This is a genomic window from Rhodococcus sp. IEGM1428 (assembly GCF_050321865.1).
Classification (GTDB): Bacteria; Actinomycetota; Actinomycetes; order Mycobacteriales; family Mycobacteriaceae; genus Rhodococcoides.
In genome coordinates, this window is sequence record NZ_JBNQFW010000010.1 from 44780 (window position 1) to 67217 (window position 22438).

The 22438-nt window shown below is 63.9% G+C and carries 25 protein-coding genes; 9 read left to right on the forward strand and 16 right to left on the reverse strand.

The window, feature by feature from the left end; translation table 11 throughout:
* Positions 1 to 3 precede the first annotated feature (3 nt).
* Entirely contained in the window at positions 4 to 831 is an 828-nt protein-coding gene (locus tag ACQR3T_RS27505; protein ID WP_428695676.1) for a shikimate 5-dehydrogenase, read from the forward strand.
* Between the two features lies 1 nt (position 832).
* Here the strand turns inward: ACQR3T_RS27505 and nagB are convergent, their stop codons facing one another.
* Genes nagB through ACQR3T_RS27520 form a run of 3 tightly spaced genes read right to left on the reverse strand, consistent with a single transcriptional unit; the run spans position 833 to position 4047 of the window.
* The gene (nagB, locus tag ACQR3T_RS27510; protein WP_428695677.1) at positions 833 to 1621 is read right to left on the reverse strand and encodes a glucosamine-6-phosphate deaminase; all 789 of its coding nucleotides are present in this window, start codon (positions 1619 to 1621) and stop codon (positions 833 to 835) included.
* The gene (locus tag ACQR3T_RS27515; protein ID WP_428695678.1) at positions 1622 to 2803 is read right to left on the reverse strand and encodes an N-acetylglucosamine-6-phosphate deacetylase; all 1182 of its coding nucleotides are present in this window, start codon (positions 2801 to 2803) and stop codon (positions 1622 to 1624) included.
* Positions 2800 to 4047: a PTS transporter subunit EIIC gene (locus ACQR3T_RS27520; protein ID WP_428695679.1), complete on the reverse strand. Its 1248-nt coding sequence runs from the start codon at positions 4045 to 4047 to the stop codon at positions 2800 to 2802. The genes ACQR3T_RS27515 and ACQR3T_RS27520 overlap by 4 nt, the downstream gene beginning before the upstream one ends.
* A gap of 178 nt (positions 4048 to 4225) precedes the next feature.
* Here ACQR3T_RS27520 and ACQR3T_RS27525 point away from each other — a divergent pair, with 178 nt between their 5' ends.
* Both ACQR3T_RS27525 and ACQR3T_RS27530 read left to right on the forward strand, forming a co-directional pair.
* Positions 4226 to 4456 (forward strand): glucose PTS transporter subunit EIIB, encoded by a 231-nt coding sequence (locus ACQR3T_RS27525; RefSeq protein ID WP_032378914.1) that lies wholly within the window; start codon positions 4226 to 4228, stop codon positions 4454 to 4456.
* Positions 4453 to 4917: a PTS sugar transporter subunit IIA gene (locus ACQR3T_RS27530; protein WP_032378915.1), complete on the forward strand. Its 465-nt coding sequence runs from the start codon at positions 4453 to 4455 to the stop codon at positions 4915 to 4917. The genes ACQR3T_RS27525 and ACQR3T_RS27530 overlap by 4 nt, the downstream gene beginning before the upstream one ends.
* 2 nt (positions 4918 to 4919) lie before the next feature.
* On the opposite strand, the gene ACQR3T_RS27535 is transcribed toward ACQR3T_RS27530, so the two are convergent.
* Entirely contained in the window at positions 4920 to 5666 is a 747-nt protein-coding gene (locus ACQR3T_RS27535; RefSeq protein ID WP_032379495.1) for a GntR family transcriptional regulator, read from the reverse strand.
* A gap of 179 nt (positions 5667 to 5845) precedes the next feature.
* Here ACQR3T_RS27535 and ACQR3T_RS27540 point away from each other — a divergent pair, with 179 nt between their 5' ends.
* Both ACQR3T_RS27540 and ACQR3T_RS27545 read left to right on the forward strand, forming a co-directional pair.
* Positions 5846 to 7063 (forward strand): benzoate/H(+) symporter BenE family transporter, encoded by a 1218-nt coding sequence (locus ACQR3T_RS27540; protein WP_428695680.1) that lies wholly within the window; start codon positions 5846 to 5848, stop codon positions 7061 to 7063.
* A gap of 10 nt (positions 7064 to 7073) precedes the next feature.
* On the forward strand, positions 7074 to 7547 hold the full coding sequence (locus ACQR3T_RS27545; RefSeq protein ID WP_428695681.1) for an acyl-CoA thioesterase: 474 nt from the start codon (positions 7074 to 7076) through the stop codon (positions 7545 to 7547).
* A gap of 5 nt (positions 7548 to 7552) precedes the next feature.
* Here the strand turns inward: ACQR3T_RS27545 and ACQR3T_RS27550 are convergent, their stop codons facing one another.
* Both ACQR3T_RS27550 and ACQR3T_RS27555 read right to left on the reverse strand, forming a co-directional pair.
* On the reverse strand, positions 7553 to 8578 hold the full coding sequence (locus ACQR3T_RS27550; protein ID WP_032378918.1) for a phosphotransferase family protein: 1026 nt from the start codon (positions 8576 to 8578) through the stop codon (positions 7553 to 7555).
* A 104-nt stretch (positions 8579 to 8682) separates the two neighbouring features.
* Entirely contained in the window at positions 8683 to 9009 is a 327-nt protein-coding gene (locus ACQR3T_RS27555; RefSeq protein ID WP_052070675.1) for a hypothetical protein, read from the reverse strand.
* A gap of 581 nt (positions 9010 to 9590) precedes the next feature.
* Between ACQR3T_RS27555 and ACQR3T_RS27560 the strand changes: the two genes are divergently transcribed.
* The gene (locus tag ACQR3T_RS27560; RefSeq protein ID WP_052070676.1) at positions 9591 to 10304 is read left to right on the forward strand and encodes a hypothetical protein; all 714 of its coding nucleotides are present in this window, start codon (positions 9591 to 9593) and stop codon (positions 10302 to 10304) included.
* Positions 10305 to 10358: 54 nt separating this feature from the next.
* Here ACQR3T_RS27560 and ACQR3T_RS27565 read toward each other — a convergent pair whose 3' ends face one another.
* The 3 genes from ACQR3T_RS27565 to ACQR3T_RS27575 are packed head-to-tail and all read right to left on the reverse strand — an operon-like array spanning position 10359 to position 13221.
* Complete coding sequence (locus ACQR3T_RS27565; protein WP_428695682.1) at positions 10359 to 11780, reverse strand: NAD(P)(+) transhydrogenase (Re/Si-specific) subunit beta; 1422 nt, start codon at positions 11778 to 11780, stop codon at positions 10359 to 10361.
* Entirely contained in the window at positions 11780 to 12103 is a 324-nt protein-coding gene (locus ACQR3T_RS27570) for an NAD(P) transhydrogenase subunit alpha (RefSeq protein ID WP_032378920.1), read from the reverse strand. Before ACQR3T_RS27570 ends, ACQR3T_RS27565 begins: the two co-directional genes overlap by 1 nt.
* The gene (locus ACQR3T_RS27575) at positions 12103 to 13221 is read right to left on the reverse strand and encodes a Re/Si-specific NAD(P)(+) transhydrogenase subunit alpha (protein ID WP_032378921.1); all 1119 of its coding nucleotides are present in this window, start codon (positions 13219 to 13221) and stop codon (positions 12103 to 12105) included. The genes ACQR3T_RS27570 and ACQR3T_RS27575 overlap by 1 nt, the downstream gene beginning before the upstream one ends.
* Positions 13222 to 13474: 253 nt before the next feature.
* Here ACQR3T_RS27575 and ACQR3T_RS27580 point away from each other — a divergent pair, with 253 nt between their 5' ends.
* On the forward strand, positions 13475 to 13915 hold the full coding sequence (locus ACQR3T_RS27580) for an HIT family protein (protein WP_428695683.1): 441 nt from the start codon (positions 13475 to 13477) through the stop codon (positions 13913 to 13915).
* Positions 13912 to 14556, forward strand: a complete 645-nt coding sequence (locus ACQR3T_RS27585) for a Type 1 glutamine amidotransferase-like domain-containing protein (protein WP_032378923.1) — start codon at positions 13912 to 13914, stop codon at positions 14554 to 14556. Before ACQR3T_RS27580 ends, ACQR3T_RS27585 begins: the two co-directional genes overlap by 4 nt.
* 7 nt (positions 14557 to 14563) lie before the next feature.
* On the opposite strand, the gene ACQR3T_RS27590 is transcribed toward ACQR3T_RS27585, so the two are convergent.
* Positions 14564 to 14875 carry a hypothetical protein gene (locus ACQR3T_RS27590; RefSeq protein WP_032378924.1) on the reverse strand — a complete coding sequence of 104 codons (312 nt, stop codon included), beginning with the start codon at positions 14873 to 14875 and terminating at the stop codon, positions 14564 to 14566.
* 232 nt (positions 14876 to 15107) lie between these two features.
* Between ACQR3T_RS27590 and ACQR3T_RS27595 the strand changes: the two genes are divergently transcribed.
* Complete coding sequence (locus ACQR3T_RS27595) at positions 15108 to 16490, forward strand: FAD-binding oxidoreductase (RefSeq protein WP_032378925.1); 1383 nt, start codon at positions 15108 to 15110, stop codon at positions 16488 to 16490.
* Here ACQR3T_RS27595 and ACQR3T_RS27600 read toward each other — a convergent pair whose 3' ends face one another.
* From ACQR3T_RS27600 to ACQR3T_RS27625, 6 genes are read right to left on the reverse strand one after another with little or no spacing between them, the layout of a single operon-like run.
* Complete coding sequence (locus tag ACQR3T_RS27600) at positions 16491 to 17801, reverse strand: aspartate aminotransferase family protein (RefSeq protein WP_428695684.1); 1311 nt, start codon at positions 17799 to 17801, stop codon at positions 16491 to 16493.
* Entirely contained in the window at positions 17802 to 18944 is a 1143-nt protein-coding gene (locus ACQR3T_RS27605) for an ABC transporter substrate-binding protein (protein ID WP_428695685.1), read from the reverse strand.
* Between the two features lie 12 nt (positions 18945 to 18956).
* Positions 18957 to 19700: an ABC transporter permease gene (locus tag ACQR3T_RS27610; RefSeq protein ID WP_428695686.1), complete on the reverse strand. Its 744-nt coding sequence runs from the start codon at positions 19698 to 19700 to the stop codon at positions 18957 to 18959.
* Complete coding sequence (locus ACQR3T_RS27615) at positions 19697 to 20476, reverse strand: ABC transporter ATP-binding protein (RefSeq protein ID WP_428695687.1); 780 nt, start codon at positions 20474 to 20476, stop codon at positions 19697 to 19699. Before ACQR3T_RS27615 ends, ACQR3T_RS27610 begins: the two co-directional genes overlap by 4 nt.
* The gene (locus ACQR3T_RS27620; protein ID WP_428695688.1) at positions 20476 to 21408 is read right to left on the reverse strand and encodes an ABC transporter permease; all 933 of its coding nucleotides are present in this window, start codon (positions 21406 to 21408) and stop codon (positions 20476 to 20478) included. The genes ACQR3T_RS27615 and ACQR3T_RS27620 overlap by 1 nt, the downstream gene beginning before the upstream one ends.
* Positions 21405 to 22436: a TIGR03842 family LLM class F420-dependent oxidoreductase gene (locus ACQR3T_RS27625; RefSeq protein WP_428695689.1), complete on the reverse strand. Its 1032-nt coding sequence runs from the start codon at positions 22434 to 22436 to the stop codon at positions 21405 to 21407. Before ACQR3T_RS27625 ends, ACQR3T_RS27620 begins: the two co-directional genes overlap by 4 nt.
* Positions 22437 to 22438 lie beyond the last annotated feature (2 nt).

Sequence of the window (22438 nt, forward strand, 5' to 3'; positions counted from 1 at the left end):
CCAATGTCAACGGCACCGTCGCGCAGCTTTCTCAACCGTGAGACCCAGCTCTGCATGTCTCTGTCCGGCCGACCGAGCAACTTCGGAACACGCTTCCACAACTATCTGTACGACGAGTTGGCCCTGAACTTCGTCTACAAGGCGTTCACCACCACCGATCTTGCCGCCGCCGTGGGTGGCGTTCGCGCGCTTGGTATTCGAGGCTGCGCCGTCTCCATGCCGTTCAAGGAAGATGTCATCGAACTGGTCGACGTGATGCACGAATCGGCGAGCGCCATCGAATCCGTCAACACCATCGTCAACGAGGACGGCGTTCTGCACGCCTACAACACGGACTACCAGGCCGTAGCGAACCTGCTGGCGACCCATTCCGTGTCGCCCGATTTCTCGGTGGCCGTCACCGGCAGCGGCGGCATGGCGAAGGCTGTCGTTGCAGCACTACGAGATTCGGGTTTCACCCGCGGCACCGTCGTCGCCCGTAACGCGAGCACCGGCCCGGCCCTTGCCGAGACCTACGGCTACGAATGGTCTGCCGAGGCGGTGGCCGCAGATCTGTTGGTGAACGTCACCCCACTCGGCATGGCCGGGGGTCCCGGAGCCGATTCCACACCGTTCACCGCCGAACAGATCGGTGCGGCGCAGGCGGTGTTCGACGTGGTCGCCATGCCGTCGGAGACTCCGCTGATCGTGGCAGCCCGAGCGGCGAACCAGCCCGTGATCACCGGTGCCGAGGTCATCGCCCTGCAAGCGGCGGAACAATTCGTTCTCTACACCGGGGTTCGGCCGTCGGACGAGCAGATCGCCCGCGCATCGGAGTTCGCCCGCAGTTGATTCACAAGTGTTGCCACCCAGGCTTGTTGGCGTAGGCGTATCGGTAGTACTCCGCCAGAGCCAGGGACGACGCCGCAGCGTCGTCCAACAGCACGCTCACGTGAGGGTGCCACTGAATCACCGACGCCGGGCAGTGTGCCGACAACGGCCCCTCGACAGCCGCAGCCACCGCTTCGGCCTTCGACTCGCCCGTCGCGATCAAGACGAGGTGACGCGCTTCGTCGATGGTGCCGAGGCCCTGCGTCAGTACGTGATGTGGCACGTCCTCGGGAGAGTCGAAGAATCGCGCATTGTCGGTACGGGTCTGTTCGGTCAGCGTCTTCACCCGGGTCCTCGACCGCAACGAAGACCCGGGCTCGTTGAAGCCGATGTGCCCGTCTGTCCCGATTCCCAGGATCTGAACATCGATGCCGCCCGCCTCCGCAATCGCCGCGTCGTACCGCTGCGCCTCCGCTGCGATGTCGTGCGCTTCGCCGTCGGGCGAGAACACCGCGGCGTCGTCCAGATCGATGTGGTCGACGAAGTTCTCGCGAATGAACGAAAAGTACGACTGTTCGGCACTTCTCGCGAGACCGATGTACTCGTCGAGCAGAAACGCTCGACAGTGCGAGAAAGACAGTCCCTCGTCGCGATGGCGTCTCGCCAATTCGCGATAGGTGCCCACCGGCGTCGATCCGGTTGCCAGGCCCAATATGGGGGTTGATACGTGGGTTGTCCGAACTGTGCGCTCGACGATGTCGGCGGCCGTTCGATCCACCGCGTCCACTCCGTCGAGGATCACTATCTCCATCTAGCTGTCCTCCTCTATCGCGATTCCGCCCCTGATGACCTGCACCGGCTCGAATGTCGCGTCGACCACCAACACGTCGGCTCGCATTCCCTGCTGTAACCGGCCGATATCCGAACCCAGACCGATCGTCGCCGCCGGTGTCGACGACCCCGCCCGCACTGCCTCGACCAACGACACACCGGCGTCCTGCACGGCCCGGCGCACCAGGTCCAATACCGTCGCGGTGCCACCCGCGATCGGTGCTGTCTCGGGATCGGCGTCACGAGACAATCGTGCGACCGAGTGATGGACGGTCACGTCCAGTGGCCCTAGTCGATAGCGGCCATCCGCCATACCGGCGGCGGCCATCGCGTCGGACACCAGCGCGATCTGCGCACCACCGACGAGATCGAACACCGCGCGCACCGTCTCGTCGGCGAGATGCACTCCGTCTCCGATCAATTCGAGCACCATGCCTCCGCGCGCAGCGGATGCCAAGCATTCGCTCACCGGCCCCGGTGCTCGGTGGTGCCAGGTCGGCATTCCGTTGAACAGGTGCGTGGCCGTGATGGGCCCGCTCCCCAGCGTGTCGATACCCCTGCGGGTGGTGAGAGCGTCAGCGTCCGTGTGGCCGATACTCGGCACGATGCCGTTCTCTCTCAGCATCTCCGCAACGGCCGCGAATCCGTCGACCTCGGGTGCGAGAGTCATCGACCGGACCGCTCCTCTGCCCGCACCGATGATGTCCGCCAGGAGACCCGGATCACCGCTGCGGAGCGAGGCCGGATCCTGTGCGCCGCAACGGGCGACCGACAGAAACGGACCCTCGATGTGCACCCCGGCGATGTCACCGGATTCGTACAGATCGGCCAGCAGCGACGTCTGGCCGATCAGCCGTTCGGGCGGTGCCGACACCAGAGAGGCAAGCATCGTCGTGGTGCCGCGGGAGCGGTGATGCCGCACCGCCGTCATGAGATCGGCGGCTGCGGAATCGGGGAACGACGCCCCCGCACCACCGTGGCAATGCACGTCGACCAGACCTGGCAGGATCGTCGAATCGGATTGCGGTAGTGCATCTCCCGCCCAGAGTCGGGTCGGTCCTACCCACGAGATCCGATCTCCCGCCAGTGCGACCACACCGTCCTCGATCACCTCCTCGCCGGTGATGACCCGCCCTCGCAACGTCGTGGAGTGCTCGGTCATGCCTGTGTCGGTTCGGCCACCACATCGTCCTCACGGCCGGGAGTGCGCAGGTTCCACTTCTTGATGACGAAGCTGAACAGGAAGTAGTAGATCACCGCGTACACGAGACCGATGGGGATCAGTAGCCATGCCTTGGTGGCGATTCCGTAGTTCAGCAGGTAGTCGATGCCACCGGCGGAGAAGAAGAATCCGTCGTGTATTCCGAGGGCATTGGTCAGCGCCATCGAGGTTCCGGTCAGGACTGCGTGAATGATGTAGAGCGGCCAGGCGACGAACATGAACGAGTACTCGAGCGGCTCGGTGATTCCGGTGACGAAGGCAGTCAGGCCGGTGGACAACATGATTCCACCGACGATCTTCTTCTGCGACGGCTTGGCATTGCGGTAGATCGCGAATGCCGCAGCGGGAAGTGCGAACATCATGATCGGGAAGAATCCGGTCATGAACACTCCAGCGGAGGGGTCGCCGGCGAAGAACCGGTTAAGGTCGCCGCGCACCAGCTGCCCGCTCGCATCCTGGTAGTCGCCGACGAGGAACCAGACCACGGAATTCAGAATGTGGTGCAGCCCGGTCGGAATCAGCATGCGGTTGGCGAAACCGTAGATGCCGCTGCCCACCACACTGTGGTCGGCGACGGTATTGCCGACCCAGTTGAGCGCACTGTAGAAGAGCGGGTAGACGAACGACATGACAACGGCGACAACAAGACCGGTGATCGCTGTCAGGATCGGCACAAGCCGGCGGCCGCTGAAGAAGCCTAGATAATCGGGCAACTTCTGACGGTAGAACCGCTGCCAGAGGATTGCCGAGAGCAGACCGATGACGATGCCCGCGAGAACACCGTAATCGATCACTGCCGGGTCACCGTTGGCATCGACCTTCCCGCCGAGCACCACCGGTGACATCGCCGTGAAGACACCGTTCATCACCATGTATCCGACGACCGCAGCGAGCGCTGTCGAGCCGTCCGACTTCTTGGCCCAGCCGATCGCGATACCGACGGCGAAGATCAAGGGAAGCCAGGTGAACACAGCCTGACCAGCGGCCGAGATGACCGCGGCGGCGGTCTCCAGCGCGCTGAATCTGCCCAGCAAGTCGTCTTGGCCGAGCCGCAGCAAGATTCCTGCAGCAGGCAGAACGGCAATGGGAAGCATGAGACTGCGACCGAACCGTTGCAGCCCGGCCAATGAACGGGAGTCCTTCTTCGGCTCGGTATCGACCGAGTCCGTGTTCTTCGGGGTCATGGCGACCTTCTCTTCGAGGCTGGTCCGTGAGGGTGGATTTCGCTGTTGTGACCGAGTGCCATCAGGGGTACTGTCCGGTCATTACCAGTTGTAGTTTGACCAGGTGGCAAGCTCGTGTCAACCCAGACTTGTGATCCAACCGACAGGATCGCAGCCGAGAAGAGAGTAGGAACAGAACATGTCCAAGGCGGACGCGATCGTGAAGGGCCTCGGCGGTGCCGACAACATCGTCGAGATCGAAGCGTGCATCACTCGGCTTCGCACCGAAGTGAAGGACGGCTCGTTGGTCGACGAGGCTGCACTCAAGGCGGCGGGTGCCCACGGGGTGTTCCACAAGGGCACTGCCGTTCAGGTCATCGTCGGCCCCGAAGCGGATACGCTCGCAGAAGATATCGAAGACATTCTGTGAACGACGCCACCCTGATCCTCAGCCCTGTTGCCGGCCAAGTGATCTCGCTTGGCGAGGTGCCCGATCCGGTGTTCTCCGCGCAGATGGTGGGTTCCGGTGTTGCACTGCGGCCGGCCGCGAGCGACGGTCCCGTCGAGGTTCGTTCTCCGGTCGCGGGCAAGATACTCAAGCTTCATCCGCACGCGTTCGTCGTCTTCACCGACGACAAGGCGGGCGTACTGGTGCATATCGGTATCGACACCGTGAAGATGAAAGGTGAAGGCTTCGATCTCGTTGCAGCCGAGGGAGATCGAGTGCAGGCGGGCGATCTCGTCGTCACCTACGACCCTGCCGCGATCGCAGCAGCGGGTTACTCCGATGTGGTGCCCGTGGTCCTCATGGATTCGAAACCGGATTCGATCACCAGCGCGCACATCGGCACCGACGTGGCGACGGGTGATCCCCTGTTCGAGCTGCCCTGATCTCACCGACGCGGCGTGGTGCGTCGCCGCCCTTCCACCTCCATCGACAGCTGGTATCGATCGCATCGGTACCAGCTTTCCGTGTGTTCGAGGGGCTCGTCACCGCTGAAGGAGACTCGGTCGAAATACAGCACCGGCGCACCACGCTTGGTGCCCAGCAGGGTCGCAGTATCACTGTCGGCCGCGGTCGCTTTGACGGTCTGTTCGGCCCGGTCGATGGTCAAGCCGTAGTGGGTGTGCACGGCCTCGTACACCGACCTGCTCAGATCGTGTTCGATCAGACCGGGAAGCAGTGCCGCACGAAACCATCCGTCGTCGACGCTCACCGGCTCCGCGTCGGCCAATCGTAGTCGCTTGACGTGGTAGGTCTGCTCCCCGACGGCCAGGCCGAGAGCACGAACGGTTGCCGCCGAGGGGTTTTCGAGTCGCGCAAACAGCACAACCGTCGTCGGTGTCAGTCCCTGCGCGCGCATCTCCTCCGAGAACGACGCCAGATGCAGACGAGATTGCACGGTCCGGCTGGCCACGAACGTGCCTTTGCCACGCACGCGCACCAGATGGCCGTCGTTGACGAGTTGCCCGATCGCTTCCCTGACGGTGATACGGCTGACGCCGTAGTCCTCCATCAGCTTGCGTTCGCTCGGCATCAAGTCGCCCGGCTGAAGCTCCTTGGTGCAGCGGTGCAACAGAATTGCGCGCAACTGTTCGTGTTTCGGGACCTGACTGTCCCTCAGATGTACGGGCATCACCACTGCGCCGGCCTTTCGGTCAATCGCCGAGCCAGCGGTACGGACTGGTCCGGTCCAACCGAAGACTACGCGACGTCGGTACCACCTCGACAGCATTCCGCTACCCGAGGAACATCGCGGCCTTCGTCCGCTGGGAAAGGATGCGACAGACCGCGGCCCACCGTGCATGATCGACACTCGTGACCGCTGCCGATTCCGCCTACGGACCGACTCCACTCTCGACTCCCATCAGTGCCGGAATCGTGGCCTCACTGGTGGGCTTCACGAGCTCCTTCGCCGTCGTGCTGACCGGCCTGCGTGCGGTCGGTGCCACCCCGGCAGAGGCGGCGTCCGGATTGTCGGCGCTGTGCGTGACGCAGGCACTGGGCATGATGTGGCTGGCCCGCAGATACCGACAGCCCATCACCTTGGCGTGGTCGACGCCCGGTGCGGCGCTGCTGGCCGGAACCGGCGTCGTGGCGGGAGGGTGGCCCGCCGCCGTCGGCGCGTTCGTCACGGTCGGGATTCTGATCGTCCTGACGGGCCTGTGGCCCCGACTGGGTGCGCTGGTCTCGAGAATTCCAGTACCTCTTGCCCAAGCAATGTTGGCCGGGGTTCTTCTACCCCTGTGCTCGGCACCGGTGGCCGCGTTCGCCGACTCCCCCGCGCTGATAGCGCCGGTGGCGGTCGTCTGGCTCGTGGTTCTCCGTTTCAGCACCCGCTGGGCAGTGCCCGCAGCGTTCGTTGCAGCGGCCGCTGTCATCGCCGCAGACCTGATCGGCAGCGGCACCTCGATCGCGACGTCCGATCTCGTTCCCGGAATCGACTGGACGGTTCCGCACTGGACCTGGCAGGCCACGATAGGGATCGCGGTTCCGCTGTACATCGTCACGATGGCGTCGCAGAACATTCCTGGCACCACGGTCATGGCGTCGTTCGGATTCCGAATCCCGTGGCGTGCGTCGATGACGGTCACCGGAACCGGCACCGTCCTGGGTGCATTCGCCGGCGGCCACACGATCAATCTCGCCGCGATCAGTGCGGCGTTGTCCGCCAATCCCGGCGCACATCCGGATCCGAAGCGGCGATGGATCGCGGCGTTCTCCGTCGGTTGCTCGTATCTGGTGCTCGCGCTGCTGGCCACGGCTCTGGCTACTCTGGTGGCCGCAGCACCTGCCGGAGTGGTGGAAACCGTTGCCGGACTTGCGCTGCTGGGGACACTCGCGGCGTCCCTGTTCGGGGCGCTCGAACATGCGGCGGACCGCGAAGCGACCGTTCTGACGTTCCTCGTCGCCGCATCCGGCCTGACGTTCGCAGGAATCGGGTCCGCATTCTGGGCGTTGGTCGTCGGGCTCGTCGTGCGGGCGATCCTGCGGCGGCAGTCCCCGATCGCTACTGCGCCCGAGGAGACTGGCTAAGGTCTCGTTCATGGCGGATCAGGTGAACGAAAATGCGGAGTTGTCTCGTGCGTCGGATTTTCCGGCATTGTGGCCGGTGCCGACGCGGTGGGACGACAACGACCATTACGGCCACGTCAACAACGTCACCTACTACGCATACTTCGACACTGCCGTCAACGGCTGGTTGATGGAGACGACGGGTGTGGACATTCGAGAACTCCCGGCGATCGGCGTGGTGGCGGAAACGTCGTGTCGTTACCTGTCCGAGTTGAGTTTTCCGGATCGCCTTCAGGTCGGCCTGGCCGTCGAGAAGTTGGGTACCCGCAGCATCGTGTACTCGCTCGCGCTGTTCCGGGAAGCCGAAGACGATGCGCTGGAACTGGCAGCCCGGGGTCGTTTCGTGCACGTCTACGTCGACGGCGTCACGCGCAGACCTGTCGCGATCCCACCCGAGATCGAAAGCGCAGCACGCACTCTGGTGATCGGAACCTCGGCGAGCTGACGGTTCTACAGGCCGATCTCGTCGGCGGTGTTCACCGCACGGGTGACGATGTCGTCGATGAGAGTCGTGGTGGGCCCGCCCGCGATCGCTCTGTTTCGTGAGTCCGCTTCCATTCGTCGCATGACGCCTTCGGCGATGATCGCGAGCTTCCACAGCGCCAACACCTGCCAGAATCCGACGTCGGAGACATCGCGCCCCGTGTGCTGAGCGTACGACTCGACGAGCTCGGCCCTGGTGGGGAATCCGGGCAAAGTCGACGCCATGAACGGGCCAGCGACCCCGTCGTCGGCTTGCGGCCAGTAGGCCAGCAGTCCGCCGAGGTCGGCCAGCGGATCCCCGAGAGTGCACAGCTCCCAGTCGACGACCGCAGCGACTCGACCGTCGTCGCGGGCGGTGATGACGTTGCTGAGGTGAAAATCTCCGTGCACCAAAGTCACTTCGTGCTGCTGCGGAATGCCGGCTGCGAGTCGGGCTGCGAGAGAATCTATGCCAGGTACGTCCCGGGTGCGCGAGGACTCCCACTGCTTGGTCCATCGGGCCAGTTGACGAGCGGCGTAGGGCTTGTGGCTTGCCAGGTCGGCCAGACCGGACGACTCGAGATCGACGCGGTGAATATCGGCGAGCGCTACGGTCAGCCCGAGCCCGACTCGGCGACGGTGGTCGATGTCGAGTTGCTCGGCCACCGCGACCGAATCGACCACAACACCGTCCACGAAGCTCATCAGCACCAGAGGAACATCGGAGATCGACGGATCCTCGGTCACCGCAATCATTTTCGGAACCGGCACCGCAGTGTTCTGCAAACCCGAAAGAATTCGATGTTCGCGCACCACGTCGTGCGCCGAGGCCAGCAGGTGTCCGAGCGGCGGCCGACGAAGAACCCAGGCGGACCCTCCCGCGTCACGCACCTCGAACGTGAGATTCGACTGCCCGTTTCCGATTCGACGATAGGTCAGCGGGGACGTAGCGCCGATTCCCAATCCTGCGATCCAGGTCGACACCGCATCTTCGTCCAGTCCCACTGCGCCCATCCAGTGCCCTCATTTCGCTGCGCGACGAAAGATCGTCGACTGCCGTCATCCAATCGGATGATCGTAGCGAAGCACAGCCCTTTCGAGGGCCGAGACACCGAGAGTCAGCTGGCGCGCTCGAAGGCCGAGATCAGCGCCGGCGTAGCGACAGCGGCTGCAGGCACCGATGCGCCGTGACGCCTGACGGCGATCTCGTCCACTTCACCGACAAGCAAAGCAACCAGCGCGTCCGGCTCCGCGTTCCAGACAGAGGAAATATTGCGCACCTCGGCGGGGGCGAAGAGTCCACTGCTGGCCAACGCATGGATCCACTCGGTCACGGCGTCGGCGGTAGGCTCGGGCATGACGGACCGATCGAGAGAGTCCGCTTGGAACTCGTTGCAAAAGAACGCGCGGACCATATCGAGCTGTCCCTGAGACATTGCGGTCATGTTCTTCTCCTTCGAGTTTTCGGCGTCCGATACGTGGCGATACCCGCATTCGACGGGTACTCGAGACCGTGTTCGGATCGTTATCAAGTTTCCTGTAACGGCGGAACACGGTTTTCCGATGCGGCTGAAACTACGCCCTTTTGGTCGGTCTCGCCCTAGGTGAGCTGGACTATGTGACTATCGTCACACAGATCTACCCATCCAATCAACGTCTTGCAACGAAGTCATAGTTCGCGTTACGAATTACTGTGACCGGGGACAACGGACGGATCTTTGCCCAGGTAGACGGCCCGAGGCCGCACTGAGCGCCGGAGTCGATCGTCGAGAAACGGACATATGCCCGAGATGAAGCCCGAGCCGGATACAGGCTCGGACACTGCTCCTGCGCGCGAAAACATTCTTCTCACCCGCATTGAGGCCATTCCGGCTACCTGCAGCAGGTTCGAGCGAGCCCATCCTCGACGGGAGACCGACATCGAGTCCTGAAGTGGTGCTGTGATCGAAACGTTACCGCGAAACCATCAGGGCGTTCTCGAGTTCCTCACACGCGGCGTTCAGGCTGATCGGGCACTGTGGCTGTCATGTCACCGTCGAGCCTCGAGAGCGGACCGATCCAAGCATCCCGTCGAACAGGAAGCACCGCAGCACTCGGCGGTATCTCGGCACATCTGCGCCGACGAGCGATCGCTACGCGAGCGGCGGTGTCGGGTTTCTCGGCAAGCGCTCTACTGGTGCTGATGGTCTCGACACCGCAGGTGCCATCGCCTGCGTCTGCGGATACGTCGCCGGTCGCAGCACTGGCCACCACCGCGCTCGATGCGATCGACGTGACCATGGTGTTGATTGCCGTCGCCGTCCTCGCCGCGGTCGCGCTGCTACGGAAACTGCCGTACGGAATCGGGGTGGTGATCGCCTGCACCATCGGAGCGGTGGTGACCGGCGAGCTCGCTCGTGAAGTCGCTGGAGCGTCCGTCTCGTCCACCGCGCTTCCCTACGGCCAGCTCGTTGCGACGGCAGCATTGCTCGGTGCCGCGTCCATGGTGGCCTCCACAGCGTGGCGACCCGTGGTGCTCGGTCTGGGTAGCGCGGCGACACTCGCGGTGACAGCGGCGGCCCTGATCACCGGAGCTGCATCGATCGTCGGGATCGCGAGCGCACTGCTGGTCGTCTTCGTGTGGTGGCCTGCATGCTCGATCGTCATGCTCTACTCCCCCGATGCCGCTGCTCGCGAGGCGCGCAACCCGCTGGATACGGCAGCGCTGGCCGTCCAACGCAAGATGGGACGCTTCCGTTGACATCGAGAACCGATGCCTGAAGCGTCCCATCTTGCTCGGGGGCGGAGGTCGTAGCTAGAGAGCCTTGAGCTCCTCGGTCACCTCCGAGACCGACTTCTTTGCGTCACCGAACAACATCGACGTGCCCTCGGCGAAGAACAGAGGGTTCTCGATGCCCGCGAATCCGGACGACATCGATCGCTTGAGAACGATGACCGACTTCGACTGATCGACGTTCAGGATCGGCATCCCGTGAATCGGGCTCGACGGGTCGTTGCGCGCCGCGGGATTGGTCACGTCGTTCGCGCCGATGACCAACGTGACGTCGGTGCGGGAGAACTCGTCGTTGATGTCGTCCATTTCCTTCATCGCGTCGTACGCGACGTCGGCCTCGGCGAGCAACACGTTCATGTGCCCCGGCATGCGACCGGCGACGGGGTGGATGGCGTACTTGACCTCGACGCCCTTCGACTCGAGCAACTTGGCCATGTCCTTGACCGCGTGCTGCGCCTGCGCAACGGCCAGACCGTATCCGGGCACGACGATGACCTGGTTGGCGTAGGCCATCTGGATCGCCGCGTCGGCTGCGGACGTTGCCTTCACCGTTCCGCCGCTTGCACCGGCCGGACCGGCAGCAGCATCGCCGCCGCCGAATCCACCGGCGACGATCGCCGGGATGGAACGGTTCATCGCCTTGGCCATGAGGTTGGTCAAGATCGTGCCGGACGCACCGACGATCATGCCGGCGACGATCATTGCCGTGTTGTTCAGCGCCAGACCGGCGGCCGCTGCCGACAAGCCCGTCAGAGCGTTGAGCAGCGAGATGACCACCGGCATGTCCGCGCCGCCGATCGGCAGCACCACTGTCAGGCCGAGGATGCCCGCGAGCACCAGAACCGCGACGATCCACAACTGCGATACCCCGCCACCCGGAGTGGCGTTGATGCCGATGACCACAGCAGCGGCAACCGCACCGATGAGCAGCAGGGCATTGAGCGGCTGCTGCAACTTGCCGATGGTGATGGGCGAGCCGGGCAGAGTTTCCTGCAGCTTGAGGAATGCGATGAGCGAGCCCCAGAACGAGATCGAACCGATGATCGCCGCGAACAGCGAGCCGATGACGATGTGCACCGTCGGCGATTCACCGTGGTTGAAGTGCGAGAAACCGGACGTGTCGAGGAACTCGGCCCACGCGATCAATGCGACAGTGCCACCGCCGACGCCGTTGAACAGCGCCACCAGCTGCGGCATCGCAGTCATCTTCACCTTGCGTGCCGGCGGGATTCCGAGCGCGACGCCGACGACGAGTCCGACGATGATCAGGATCCAGTTCTCGGTGTCGCGAATGGAGATGAGCGTCGCCACGACGGCAACGAACATGCCGACTGCAGCGATCTGGTTGCCACGCACGGCCGTCTTCGGACCGGTCAGACCCATCAGGCCGTAGATGAACATGCCGAAGGCGACGATGTAGAGAATGTTGACGAGATTGTCCATCAGGAGTCAGCACCCTTCGAGGTCTCGGCAGGCACCGGCTTGGACTTGAACATGCCGAGCATGCGGTCGGTGACCACGAATCCACCGATGACGTTGACCGTTCCGAACACAAGCGCGACGAACAGAATGACCTGCAGGCCGATCGAGGGGTCCTCGACCTTCCCGAGTACGACGAGGGCACCGAGCACGACGATGCCGTGGATGGCGTTGGTTCCCGACATCAATGGGGTGTGCAAGGTGTTGGGCACCTTGGAAATCACCGCGAAGCCGACGAACCCGGAGAGAACCAGGATCGCGATGTTCGCGAGCAGCGGGGTGTACATCAGTTCTCCTTCTCACGTGTCACGCAGGCACCGGCAAGGACCTCGTCCGAAAAATCGGGGGCGAGCTTGCCGTCGACCAACATGAGTTCGAGCAATGCCGAGATGTTCTTCGAGTACAGCTCGCTGGCGTGCTCGGGCATCGAGGCCGGGAGGTTCAACGGGGAGCAGATGGTGACGTCGTGCTTGACGACGGTCTGGCCGGGCTCGGTGAGTTCACAGTTTCCGCCCGTCTCGCCGGCAAGGTCGACGACGACACTGCCGGGCTTCATCCCTTCGACAGCGGCGGCGGTGACCAGCCGGGGCGCAGGTCGGCCGGGTACCAGTGCAGTGGTGATGACCACGTCGAAGCCCTTGATGGCTTCTTCGAGCGCCTTCTGCTGCTGCACACGCTCGTCTTCGGTCAGCTCACGGGCGTACCCGCCCTCGCCGGCTGCGTCGATCCCGAGATCGAGCCACTGTGCGCCGACCGAACGTACCTGGTCGGCTACCTCGGGTCGCACGTCGTAGCCGGTGGGTCGGCCGCCGAGACGCTTGGCGGTAGCCAATGCCTGCAGACCCGCCACCCCGACTCCGAGTACCAGCACGGTCGCGGGCTTGACGGTGCCCGCGGCGGTGGTCAACATCGGGAAGAATCTGGTCGATTCCGAGGCCGCCAACAGCACGGCCTTGTAGCCCGCAACGTTGGCCTGCGAGGACAGCGCGTCCATCACCTGGGCGCGAGAGATACGGGGAATCGCTTCCACGGCAAAGGCCTGCACGCCTGCAGCCTTCAATGCGCCGATGCTGTTCTCCGCGTTGCGCGGTGCCAGGAATCCGATGAGCGTCGAACCGGACGTCAGCTTGGCGATCTCGGCATCGGACGGCGGCGCAACCTTCACCACGACATCCGCCGACCATGGATCACCGATCGTCGCTCCGGCGGCAACGTACAGCTCGTCCGGAATCAGAGCGCCGAGACCGGCACCCGATTCCACGACGATCTCGACGCCCTTGCCCGTCAGGGACGCAACGATCTTGGGCACCAGAGCGACACGACGCTCGCCCTCCCCCGATTCCCGAACCACACCGACGACTGTCGTGGATCCCGAACCCTTCTCAGTGCTCTGCGATGTATCCAAATCTCCGTCTTCCTGCGTTGAATGGTGTCCACATGTCGGCCAACGGCCCCGAACTTGCGACGAGTGGACGAACCCATGCGACAAGGCACAAGGTCCCTGATAGTAGCCAGAGGAAACAGACCGCGGGTAGCCCGGAACATTGTCCGATTCGTTCTGAATCGAGTCCGTTCGACATTCCCCGACTACGGGACGCGCATTTGTGTTGCACGTCACACTGGCCTATCGCTGATGATCGGACCCTACAGTGACATCCGTGGAATCTTGCATCTTCTGTGCCATCGTCGCGGGTGACGCGCCCGCGCACCGCGTGTTCGAGAACGACCACACCGTCGCCTTTCTCGACATTCGGCCGATCAGTCGTGGTCACCTCCTCGTCGTTCCGCGCGAGCACGCCACCGACCTGAACTCCAGCCATCCGGACGCGGCCGCCGAGGTGTTTCGCGTCGGGCACACCCTGGCGCGCGCGGTGCGGCACTCGGACCTGCGCGCCGATGGAGCGAACCTTGTGATCAACGACGGCAAGGCTGCCTTCCAGACGGTCTTTCATCTGCACCTTCACGTAGTGCCGAGGTGGCACCGTGACCGGCTGCGGTTCGTGGCCGGATTCGCCACGCGGCGCCTGCGCGAGCCCGATCGTGTCGCAGACGCCGTCCGCGTCGGGCTGACTCGACTGAACGCAGAACCGCCGACGTGAAACTGTTCCTGTCGTCGTACCGATTCGGCGGTCACTCTGCCGCCTTCGTCCAACTCACCGGACCGCCCTCCGATCTCGCCGTCATCGCGAACGCGTCGGACGCGTGGCCCGCCGCGGCACGCGAATCCTCGCTCCGCAGCGAATTCGGCCCGCTCCGCGCTCTCGGGTACCGACCGGTAGAGATGGATCTACGCGAATACGCGGGTCGGCCGGCAGCGTTCGAGCGTGCCCTCGACGGATTCGGTGCGGTGTGGGTGCGCGGCGGCAACACGTTCGTCCTGCGCGCCCAGCTCGCCCGCTCGGGCGCAGACGACATTCTGAGCGAGCGTGTTCGCGGGAACTCCATCGCCTACGGCGGTTACAGCGCGGGTGCGTGCGTGGCGGCTCCGTCACTGATCGGAATCGAGGACGCGGACGACCCCGACGAGGTTCGACCCGTCACTGGTATCGATACGGTATGGGACGGACTGAACCTGGTCGACTTCTCGATCGTCCCCCACCTGAATTCCGTTCTGGACGAAAATGATTCGGGATGGGCTACTCTGCAACGCCTGCGCCGCGATGGCGTGTGCTGTCACGGTCTGACCGACGAACAGGCCATCGTTGTCGATGATTCGGGGACACGGATTCTGGGTGGCTGAACGCCGATCAACCCAGACGGGCCAGTGGAGCCAGCCGGTCGAGTGAAGACCAGGCCAGGGAGCATCGTCGTGCGGTCATCTCGTCCGCGTCGAGGACGAGCATGTCGAACAACTGGCGCGGTGCCGCCCGCCACGAGTCCGCAATGTGCGACACGGTGGCTTTCTCGAACAGCCCGGAGTGCGCCAAGGCCTGGACCCACTCGTCGATTTCACCTCGATGGATCCGCTCGATGGTGTCGTATTCGACTCCGCCACCCAGGAATTCGTACGAGAACATCGCCGCCACGTAGTTCCAGGAGTCACTTCCGGGATCGATCATGGTGCAGCCTCCTTGTCGACTCGCGTCACATGGGGCGCGAGGTTCGCTGCGCTGGACGCTAGCGTGGCGAACTACAAGATTGCGTGTCGACGACGCATCGATCTGGTAACGCCTGAGGCTGGTGTTACTGATGTGACTGCGAATTCTTGATCCCATCCCCCATCCGCGCATGATTTCCGCCCGTGACAGACTCGAGTGGCGACGGTCACATTTTCGACGTGAGGAGAACCGGATGTCGGTGACGACGGATGCAGATGCCCGACTGACCGAACTCGAATCCCTGCTTCCTGCCGGTGCCGTGGTCACCGACCCGGACATCACCGAGGGATACCGACGCGATTGGGCCAAGGACCCCGACGCAGGTACCCCGCTGGCCGTTGTGCGCGCTCAGTCGACCGAGGACGTTCGTGCCGTCATGCGCTGGGCCACCGAACACAACGTAGCGGTCGTTCCGCGCGGTGCCGGTTCGGGATTGTCCGGCGGTGCCACCGCTGTCGACGGCGGAATCGTGCTCACCACGGAGTTGATGCGCGAGATCACCGTCGATCCGGTGACCCGTATCGCCGTCGTACAACCCGGACTGCTCAACGCCGAAGTCAAGAAGGCAGTCGCCGAACACGGCCTGTGGTACCCACCGGATCCGTCGTCGTTCGAGATGTGTTCCATCGGCGGCAATGCGGCCACCAACGCCGGCGGGCTGTGCTGCGTCAAGTACGGCGTCACCACCGACTACGTTCTCGGACTCGAGGTCGTCCTGGCCGACGGAACTGCCGTCCGACTCGGCGGACCACGCTTGAAAGATGTTGCCGGACTGTCACTTGCGAAGCTCTTCGTCGGATCCGAGGGCACCCTGGGCATCATCACCGAGATCACCCTGCGACTGATCCCGGCACAGCCTCCGGCCAGCACCGTGGTCGCCTCGTTCGCGTCGGTGCACGATGCAACGACTGCGATTCTGGCCATCACCCGTACCTTGCGGCCCTCCATGCTCGAATTCATGGACCGCGCGTCCATCGGTGCCGTCGAGGACGCCATGAACATGGGACTCGACCGCGAGGCAGCAGCGATGCTGATCGCTCGGTCCGACTCACCAGGTGCCGATCGGGGGCGCGAAATCGAGATCATGGCGGCCGCGTGCACCGAGGCCGGTGCCTCGGATGTCTTCACCACCGACGACCCCGACGAGGGTGAGGCCTTCGCTGCCGCACGGCGATTCGCCATTCCCGCCGTCGAACGACTCGGCAGCCTGCTGCTCGAGGATGTCGGTGTTCCGCTGCCTGCCCTCCCGGCCCTCGTCGATGGAATAGCCGAACTGTCCGCGAAATACGACGTACTGGTCGCCGTCATCGCGCACGCCGGAGACGGCAATACCCACCCGCTGATCGTGTTCGACCCCGAGGACGCAGACATGACCCGCCGAGCCAACGTCGCCTTCGGCGCGATCATGGATCTCGCAATTTCGTTGGGCGGCACCATCACCGGAGAACACGGCGTCGGTCGCCTCAAGAAGGCCTGGCTGCCCGATCAAGTCGGAGAAGACGTCATGGAACTGACCCGCCGCATCAAGACCGCTCTCGACCCGGCGGGCATTCTCAACCCGGGTGCTGTGCTCTGATCACCCGTCGACGGTGAACCCGTCCGCCACCGTCAGGACCTCATCGAGGATTTCCAGTCCCTGACGAATTTCGTCCTCGGACGTCGTCAGCGGCGGCGCTATCTGGAGTCGATTTCCGGCGACGAAGGGCCACAGACCCCGTGACTTCGCCGCGGCGGTCACCGTGCCCATTGCCGCCGCATCCTGGCCCGACGCGGCGAAAGGCACCATCGGCTCTCGGGTCGTGCCGTCCTTGACCAGCTCGACGGCCCAGAAGAATCCCTTGCCGCGCACCTCGCCCACACTGGGATGAGATTCGGCCAGCTTGGACAGGCCCGCACCCAGTACGTCCTCCCCGACGTGACGCACGTGCGGGAGGATCTTGTCGCGCTCGAACACTCCGATGGAGGCCACGCCCGCGGCGCACCCGAGCACGTGGCCGGAGTAGGTCAATCCGCCCGGATAGGCTTTGTGGTCGAACTGCGAGGCGATCTTCTCCGAGATCACGACCCCGCCGAGGGGCACGTATCCGGAGTTGACGCCCTTGGCGAACGTGATCAGATCCGGTGTCACATCCCAGGCCTGGCATGCGAACCATTCGCCGATTCGCCCGAAGCCCACCATCACTTCGTCGGCGATGTAGACGATCCCGTACTTGTCGCACAACGCCCGAACGCCGGCCAGATAACCGGGCGGCGGGATCAGCACACCGTTGGTGCCGATGACCGATTCCAGGATCAGTCCGGCGATGTTCTGCGCACCTTCGAGCACGATGACCTGTTCGAGGTGTGCCAGTGCTGCGGCCGTTTCCTCTTCGGGAGTCGTTGTGCCCCAGGGCGATCGGTACGGATACGGCCCGAAGAATCGTACGACGTCGACATTGGTCGGCTCGGTGCCCCATCGCCGCGGCTCACCGGTGAGACCGATCGCGACCCCGGTTCCTCCGTGGTACGACCGATACGCGGCAAGCATCTTCGTACGCCCGGTGTGCTGTCGCGCCAGCCGCACCGCATGTTCGACGGCTTCTGCGCCTCCGGTCGTGAAGAACACCCGGTTCAGATCACCCGGGGCGCGTTCGGCGATCAGCGCGGCGAGTTCACTGCGCTTGTTGTTGGCCACGGTCGGAGAAATGGTCGTCAGCACCTGAGCCTGTTCGACGATGGCGGCCACCACGTCGGGGTGTTGATGCCCGAGATTGACGTTGACCAATTGGGAAGAGAAGTCCAGATATCGCTTGCCCTTGTCGTCCCAGAACCACGACCCCTCGGCTCCTTCGACGGTGATCGGGTTCAGTTCGGCCTGCGCCGACCAGGAGTAGAACACGTGATCCATCTACTTGCCGCCTTCCTCCAGTGTGACCTCCATCGGAGCGTACGACTCTCCGGTGACGTCCACACCGTCGGCCTTCAACAAATCCAATGCCTTGCCGACGTACTCGTTGGTGTATGCCTCGGCATCGGGATCAGCGGTGAGCACCGTCGAGCCCTCGGCGTTCTTCGTGGTCTTCGCGATGTCCACGGTTTGCTGCCAGGCGGCCTCGTCGATCATCCCGATGCCTTCACCCGACGGCCAGATCAGTTTGTTGACTTCGTTGACCTGCCAGAGCTGATGGCTCGCGCCGAGTGTGGACCCCGCAGCGACGGTGATGTCGCGGCACTTCTCGACGTTGTCTCGGCAGAAGATCCAGCCCTTCAGCGAGGCCGCCAAGAATTTGACGGTCTGATCCTGGTAGGCCTCGTCGGAGAGCTTGTCGGTATTGGCCCAGATCGCGTCCTGCAACATGGCGACCCCGTCGTCGTTCCAGTTCAGAGACGTGAAATCGTCTGCGGTGTAGAGCGCTCCGGTTGCAGGGTTCACGGTCTCGAGCAGCTGGGCGTACTCGTTGTACGACATCGCTTGGGCGGCAGCAATATCGCCGGACAGTAGACCGTTCATGTCGAACTGCTGCTGCACCAACGTCACGTCGGATGGACTCACCCCGGCCTGGGTCATGCCTGCGAACAACTCGAATTCGTTGCCGTAGCCCCAGTTTCCGACGGTCTTGCCGCGAAGGTCGGCGGGTGAGGCGATGTTCTGATCCTTGAACGAGACCTGCAACGTGCCGGATTTCTGGTAGATCTGAGCGACGTCGGTGATGCCCGCCCCGGCCTCGCGGGAAGCGAGCGCTTTCGGGACCCAGGCAACGGCATAGTCGGCTTGTCCCTGCGCCAGCACGGTCTGCGGAACGATATCCGTTCCGCCGTCCAATATTTCGACGTTCAGCCCCTGCTCGGCGTAGAAGCCCTGATCGACGGCCGCCAGATAGCCCGCGAACTGGCCCTGTTTGAACCACTGCAATTGCAGCTTGATCGTGGTGTTCCCGTCGCCACCGGCATCGGTTTCGGTCGTGGTGGTGGTGGTGCTGCAGGCCGAGGCGACTACCGCCAGTGCCATGACGACGGCCAGCAGGCGTCGGGGGGTTCGAGTGATCTTCACGTTCGACTTCTCCTAGGTACGACGGCGGGACACGAGCTTCTCGAGCAAGAGAACGACCAGAAAGAAGAGCAACCCGACTGCGATGGCACCCACGACGTAGGCCCATGCCCGGGGGTAAGCGGTGTTCGACGCGGCGGAGGTGATCCGCGACCCCAAACCGTTCTGCAGTCCACCGAAGTACTCGCAGATGATGGCAGCAATGACAGCATTCGGAGCCGCCACCCGCAACCCGGTGAAGATGTGTGGCACCGCGGACGGGAGGCGAACGATGCGTGTGAACTGCCAGCCGCCGACCGCATACGACGTCATCAGGTCCTGATGCACCGGTGATACCTGACGGAGTCCTTTTGCCGCACTGACGAATACCGGGAAGAACACGACGATGGTCACGACGAGGCGGCGGGGTAGATCGGTGGTCGAGGAAAACATCGAGTTGAACACCGGAGCGAGGGCGACGATGGGGACCGCTGCGGCACCCGCCGCCAGCGGAGTGAGAAGCTCGTCGACGACGCGAAGGCGAACGGCCACCATCGCTGCGACAAGACCGAGGACCGATCCTGCGATCAATCCCACCAACGCATTGGTTCCGGTTGCCACACTCGCCGATCCGATGTTGCCGACGTTACGAGCGAACTGTTCGGCAATCGCACTCGGTGAGGGAAGGAGGAACGACGGTACCCCGGCGACGACGGTCAGCAGCTGCCACAACCCGAGCAGGACAACGCCGAACACCACCGGCGGCAGCCAGACTTTCATCGGAGATCTGCGCCGCGAATTATGCGCCCGTGCAGCGCATCCCGAACCGAGGTGATGGCAGCGAAGAAACCCGCCGATTCACGTGGGTCACCGTCGGAGTCGAACGTGTCGATCGTGAGCGTGTCCACGATCCGCCCCGGCCTGGGCGACATCACGACCACTCGATCGGACAGATACACCGCTTCGGGAATGGAATGGGTCACGAACACCACCGCTGCGCTGGACTCCTCGGCTATGCGCAACAGATCGTTCTGCATCTTCTCGCGCGTCATCTCATCGAGAGCGCCGAACGGTTCGTCCATCAGTAACAGTCCGGGCGTTCGGGCCAATGCACGAGCGATCGCCACGCGTTGCTGCATGCCGCCCGACAACTGGCTGGGAAAGCTGTCGGCAAAATCGGTGAGTCCCACGAGTTCGAGCAGTTCGCGTACCCGTTCCGCGCGTTCTCGTTTGGACACCTTGTGCAGCTCGAGCGGCAATGCAACGTTCGACTGCACAGTTCGCCAGTCGAGCAGCCCTGCCTGCTGAAATGCGATGCCGTACTTCTGTTCGACACGAGCTTGCCGCGCCGTCAGACCGAACACCGACACCGCACCGGAGGTGGGTTGCTCGAGATCTGCGATCACGCGAAGCAGCGTCGACTTGCCGCAGCCGGAAGGGCCGATCAGGGAGACGAATTCGCCGGGAGCGATCGACAGCGACACATTGTCCAGCGCTGTCACTCCCCCATCGAAGGTCTTGCCGACGCTCTCGACGTCAACGGCATGCACGGTCATCAATCCGCCCTTCGCGCAGGAGTACGGCCTCCATATCGCCCCAGAGCGATATCGAGCAGGGCCACCAATCCGGTGACCACGAGTCCGAGCACCGCTGCACCCAGAACAGCTGCGTACAGACGAGACGCGTCACCTGTCGCCTGTTGCGAGAACACGATGATCTGCCTGCCGATACCGCCGGTGGTTCCGGTCGAGATCTCGGCAACGACAGCACCGATCACAGCGGCAGCGGCAGCCAGCCGCAGAGACGGGATCAGGTGCGGCACCGAGGCCGGGAGCCGTAGCCGCAGAAGCGTGGTCCACCATCCGGCCGCGTAACTGTGCATCAGATCCAGGGATGCCCGGTCGGGTGCACGTAGGCCGCGCAGCATCCCCACCGCCACCGGGAAGAACGCGAGATACGACGCGATGACGGTGATGCTCATCCACGGCTGCCAGGCGTACCCGCCGATGGCGATCTTCCCGCCCCAGCCGGCGACGAGCGGTGCCAGCGCAATCAGCGGCACCGTCTGGGAGACGATCACGTAGGGCAAGACGGACCGCTCCACCCACACGAATCGTTGCATGGCCACAGCCAGCACCAGTCCGACCACCGCCCCCAGAACGAATCCGAGCACCGCAAGACCGAAAGTGAACAGTCCGCTCGAGACGATCGCAGCGCCGACACTGCGCGCCCCGGCAACGTTCACCTCCGGCTCGGTCAGCGCCGCCAGCACCGACCACACATGCGGCAGAGCGCCGTCGTCGGTGCGCGGCAACACCCGCACACCGCCGACACTCACGCCGTTCTCGGGGACGAGCACTTTCACCAGCTCCCACAACACCAGAAGCAACACGATTGCGGCCACCGCCATGACCGGTCGACGAAGCCCTCGCGCCGAGCGGGCGGGAGTAGGAGCTACCACCGCCGCCTGATCGAGAACACCGGTCACGACGTAGCCGTCACGGACTTGCGGATCTGCGGAATGATGCTCTCTCCGTACGCCTCCAGCGTCGCAGCCTTGGCGTCGTGCTGGAGGTAGACCGAGAACTGGTCGACGCCGAGTGCCTCCAGATCCTTCAGCTTGGCGATGTGATCGGCCGGGGTGCCGAGCAGGCAGAACCTGTCGATCACCTCGTTCGGAACGAATTCTGCGTGCGAGTTTCCTGCTCGACCGTGCTCGTTGTAGTCGTACCCGGTACGCGCTGCGATGTAGTCGGTGAGCGCCTGTGGAACACCACCGCCATCGCCGCCGTAACGCGAGACGATATCGGCGACATGGTTACCGACCATCCCGCCGAACCACCGACATTGGTCGCGGGCATGTTCGAGGCCGGCCTCGGTACCGTCGGTGACGTAGGCGGGAGCTGCTACGCAGATCGAGATCGAATCCGGATCGCGGCCCGCCTGTTCGGCCGCGGCACGCACTCGACCGATCGTCCAGGCAGCAATATCCGGATCGGCCAACTGCAGGATGAAGCCGTCCGCTACCTGCCCGGTGAGCTCGAGGGCTTTGGGTCCGTACGCCGCCACCCACACCTCCAGCCTCGAGTGCTCTGCCCACGGGAACTGCACTGTCGTCTCACCGACCCGGGCACTCCGCCCGTTCGCAAGACTGCCGATCACCTCGATCGACTCGCGAAGCGCAGCAAGCGTTGTCGGCTTACCGCCGAGAGCGCGAACCGCGGAATCGCCACGGCCGATACCGCACACCGTGCGATTGCCGAACATGTCGTTGAGCGTCGCGAACGTCGATGCCGTCACCGTCCAATCGCGCGTAGCCGGATTGGTGACCATCGGGCCCACTGTCACGCGCCTCGTCGCGGCCAGAATCTGGCTGTAGATGACGTACGGCTCCTGCCACAGCAAGTGCGAATCGAAAGTCCATACGTGCGAAAACCCATGTGTCTCGGCCTGCCTGGCCAGATCGATCACACGGGACGCCGGCGGATTGCACTGCAGCACTACCCCGATGTCCATGG

Bases quoted from the DNA above. Each gene is read 5' to 3' on its own strand.
- ACQR3T_RS27615 (WP_428695687.1), bottom strand. From the start codon at position 20,476: ATGACCGTGCATGCCGTTGACGTCGAGAGCGTCGGCAAGACCTTCGAT.
- ACQR3T_RS27595 (WP_032378925.1), top strand. From the start codon at position 15,108: ATGTCGGTGACGACGGATGCAGATGCCCGACTGACCGAACTCGAATCC.
- ACQR3T_RS27550 (WP_032378918.1), bottom strand. From the start codon at position 8,578: ATGGGCGCAGTGGGACTGGACGAAGATGCGGTGTCGACCTGGATCGCA.
- ACQR3T_RS27515 (WP_428695678.1), bottom strand. From the start codon at position 2,803: ATGACCGAGCACTCCACGACGTTGCGAGGGCGGGTCATCACCGGCGAG.
- ACQR3T_RS27590 (WP_032378924.1), bottom strand. From the start codon at position 14,875: ATGATCGATCCCGGAAGTGACTCCTGGAACTACGTGGCGGCGATGTTC.
- ACQR3T_RS27565 (WP_428695682.1), bottom strand. From the start codon at position 11,780: ATGGACAATCTCGTCAACATTCTCTACATCGTCGCCTTCGGCATGTTC.
- ACQR3T_RS27525 (WP_032378914.1), top strand. From the start codon at position 4,226: ATGTCCAAGGCGGACGCGATCGTGAAGGGCCTCGGCGGTGCCGACAAC.
- ACQR3T_RS27505 (WP_428695676.1), top strand. From the start codon at position 4: ATGTCAACGGCACCGTCGCGCAGCTTTCTCAACCGTGAGACCCAGCTC.
- ACQR3T_RS27545 (WP_428695681.1), top strand. From the start codon at position 7,074: ATGGCGGATCAGGTGAACGAAAATGCGGAGTTGTCTCGTGCGTCGGAT.
- ACQR3T_RS27600 (WP_428695684.1), bottom strand. From the start codon at position 17,801: ATGGATCACGTGTTCTACTCCTGGTCGGCGCAGGCCGAACTGAACCCG.
- nagB (WP_428695677.1), bottom strand. From the start codon at position 1,621: ATGGAGATAGTGATCCTCGACGGAGTGGACGCGGTGGATCGAACGGCC.
- ACQR3T_RS27610 (WP_428695686.1), bottom strand. From the start codon at position 19,700: ATGAAAGTCTGGCTGCCGCCGGTGGTGTTCGGCGTTGTCCTGCTCGGG.
- ACQR3T_RS27625 (WP_428695689.1), bottom strand. From the start codon at position 22,436: ATGGACATCGGGGTAGTGCTGCAGTGCAATCCGCCGGCGTCCCGTGTG.
- ACQR3T_RS27570 (WP_032378920.1), bottom strand. From the start codon at position 12,103: ATGTACACCCCGCTGCTCGCGAACATCGCGATCCTGGTTCTCTCCGGG.
- ACQR3T_RS27555 (WP_052070675.1), bottom strand. From the start codon at position 9,009: ATGACCGCAATGTCTCAGGGACAGCTCGATATGGTCCGCGCGTTCTTT.
- ACQR3T_RS27520 (WP_428695679.1), bottom strand. From the start codon at position 4,047: ATGACCCCGAAGAACACGGACTCGGTCGATACCGAGCCGAAGAAGGAC.
- ACQR3T_RS27560 (WP_052070676.1), top strand. From the start codon at position 9,591: ATGTCACCGTCGAGCCTCGAGAGCGGACCGATCCAAGCATCCCGTCGA.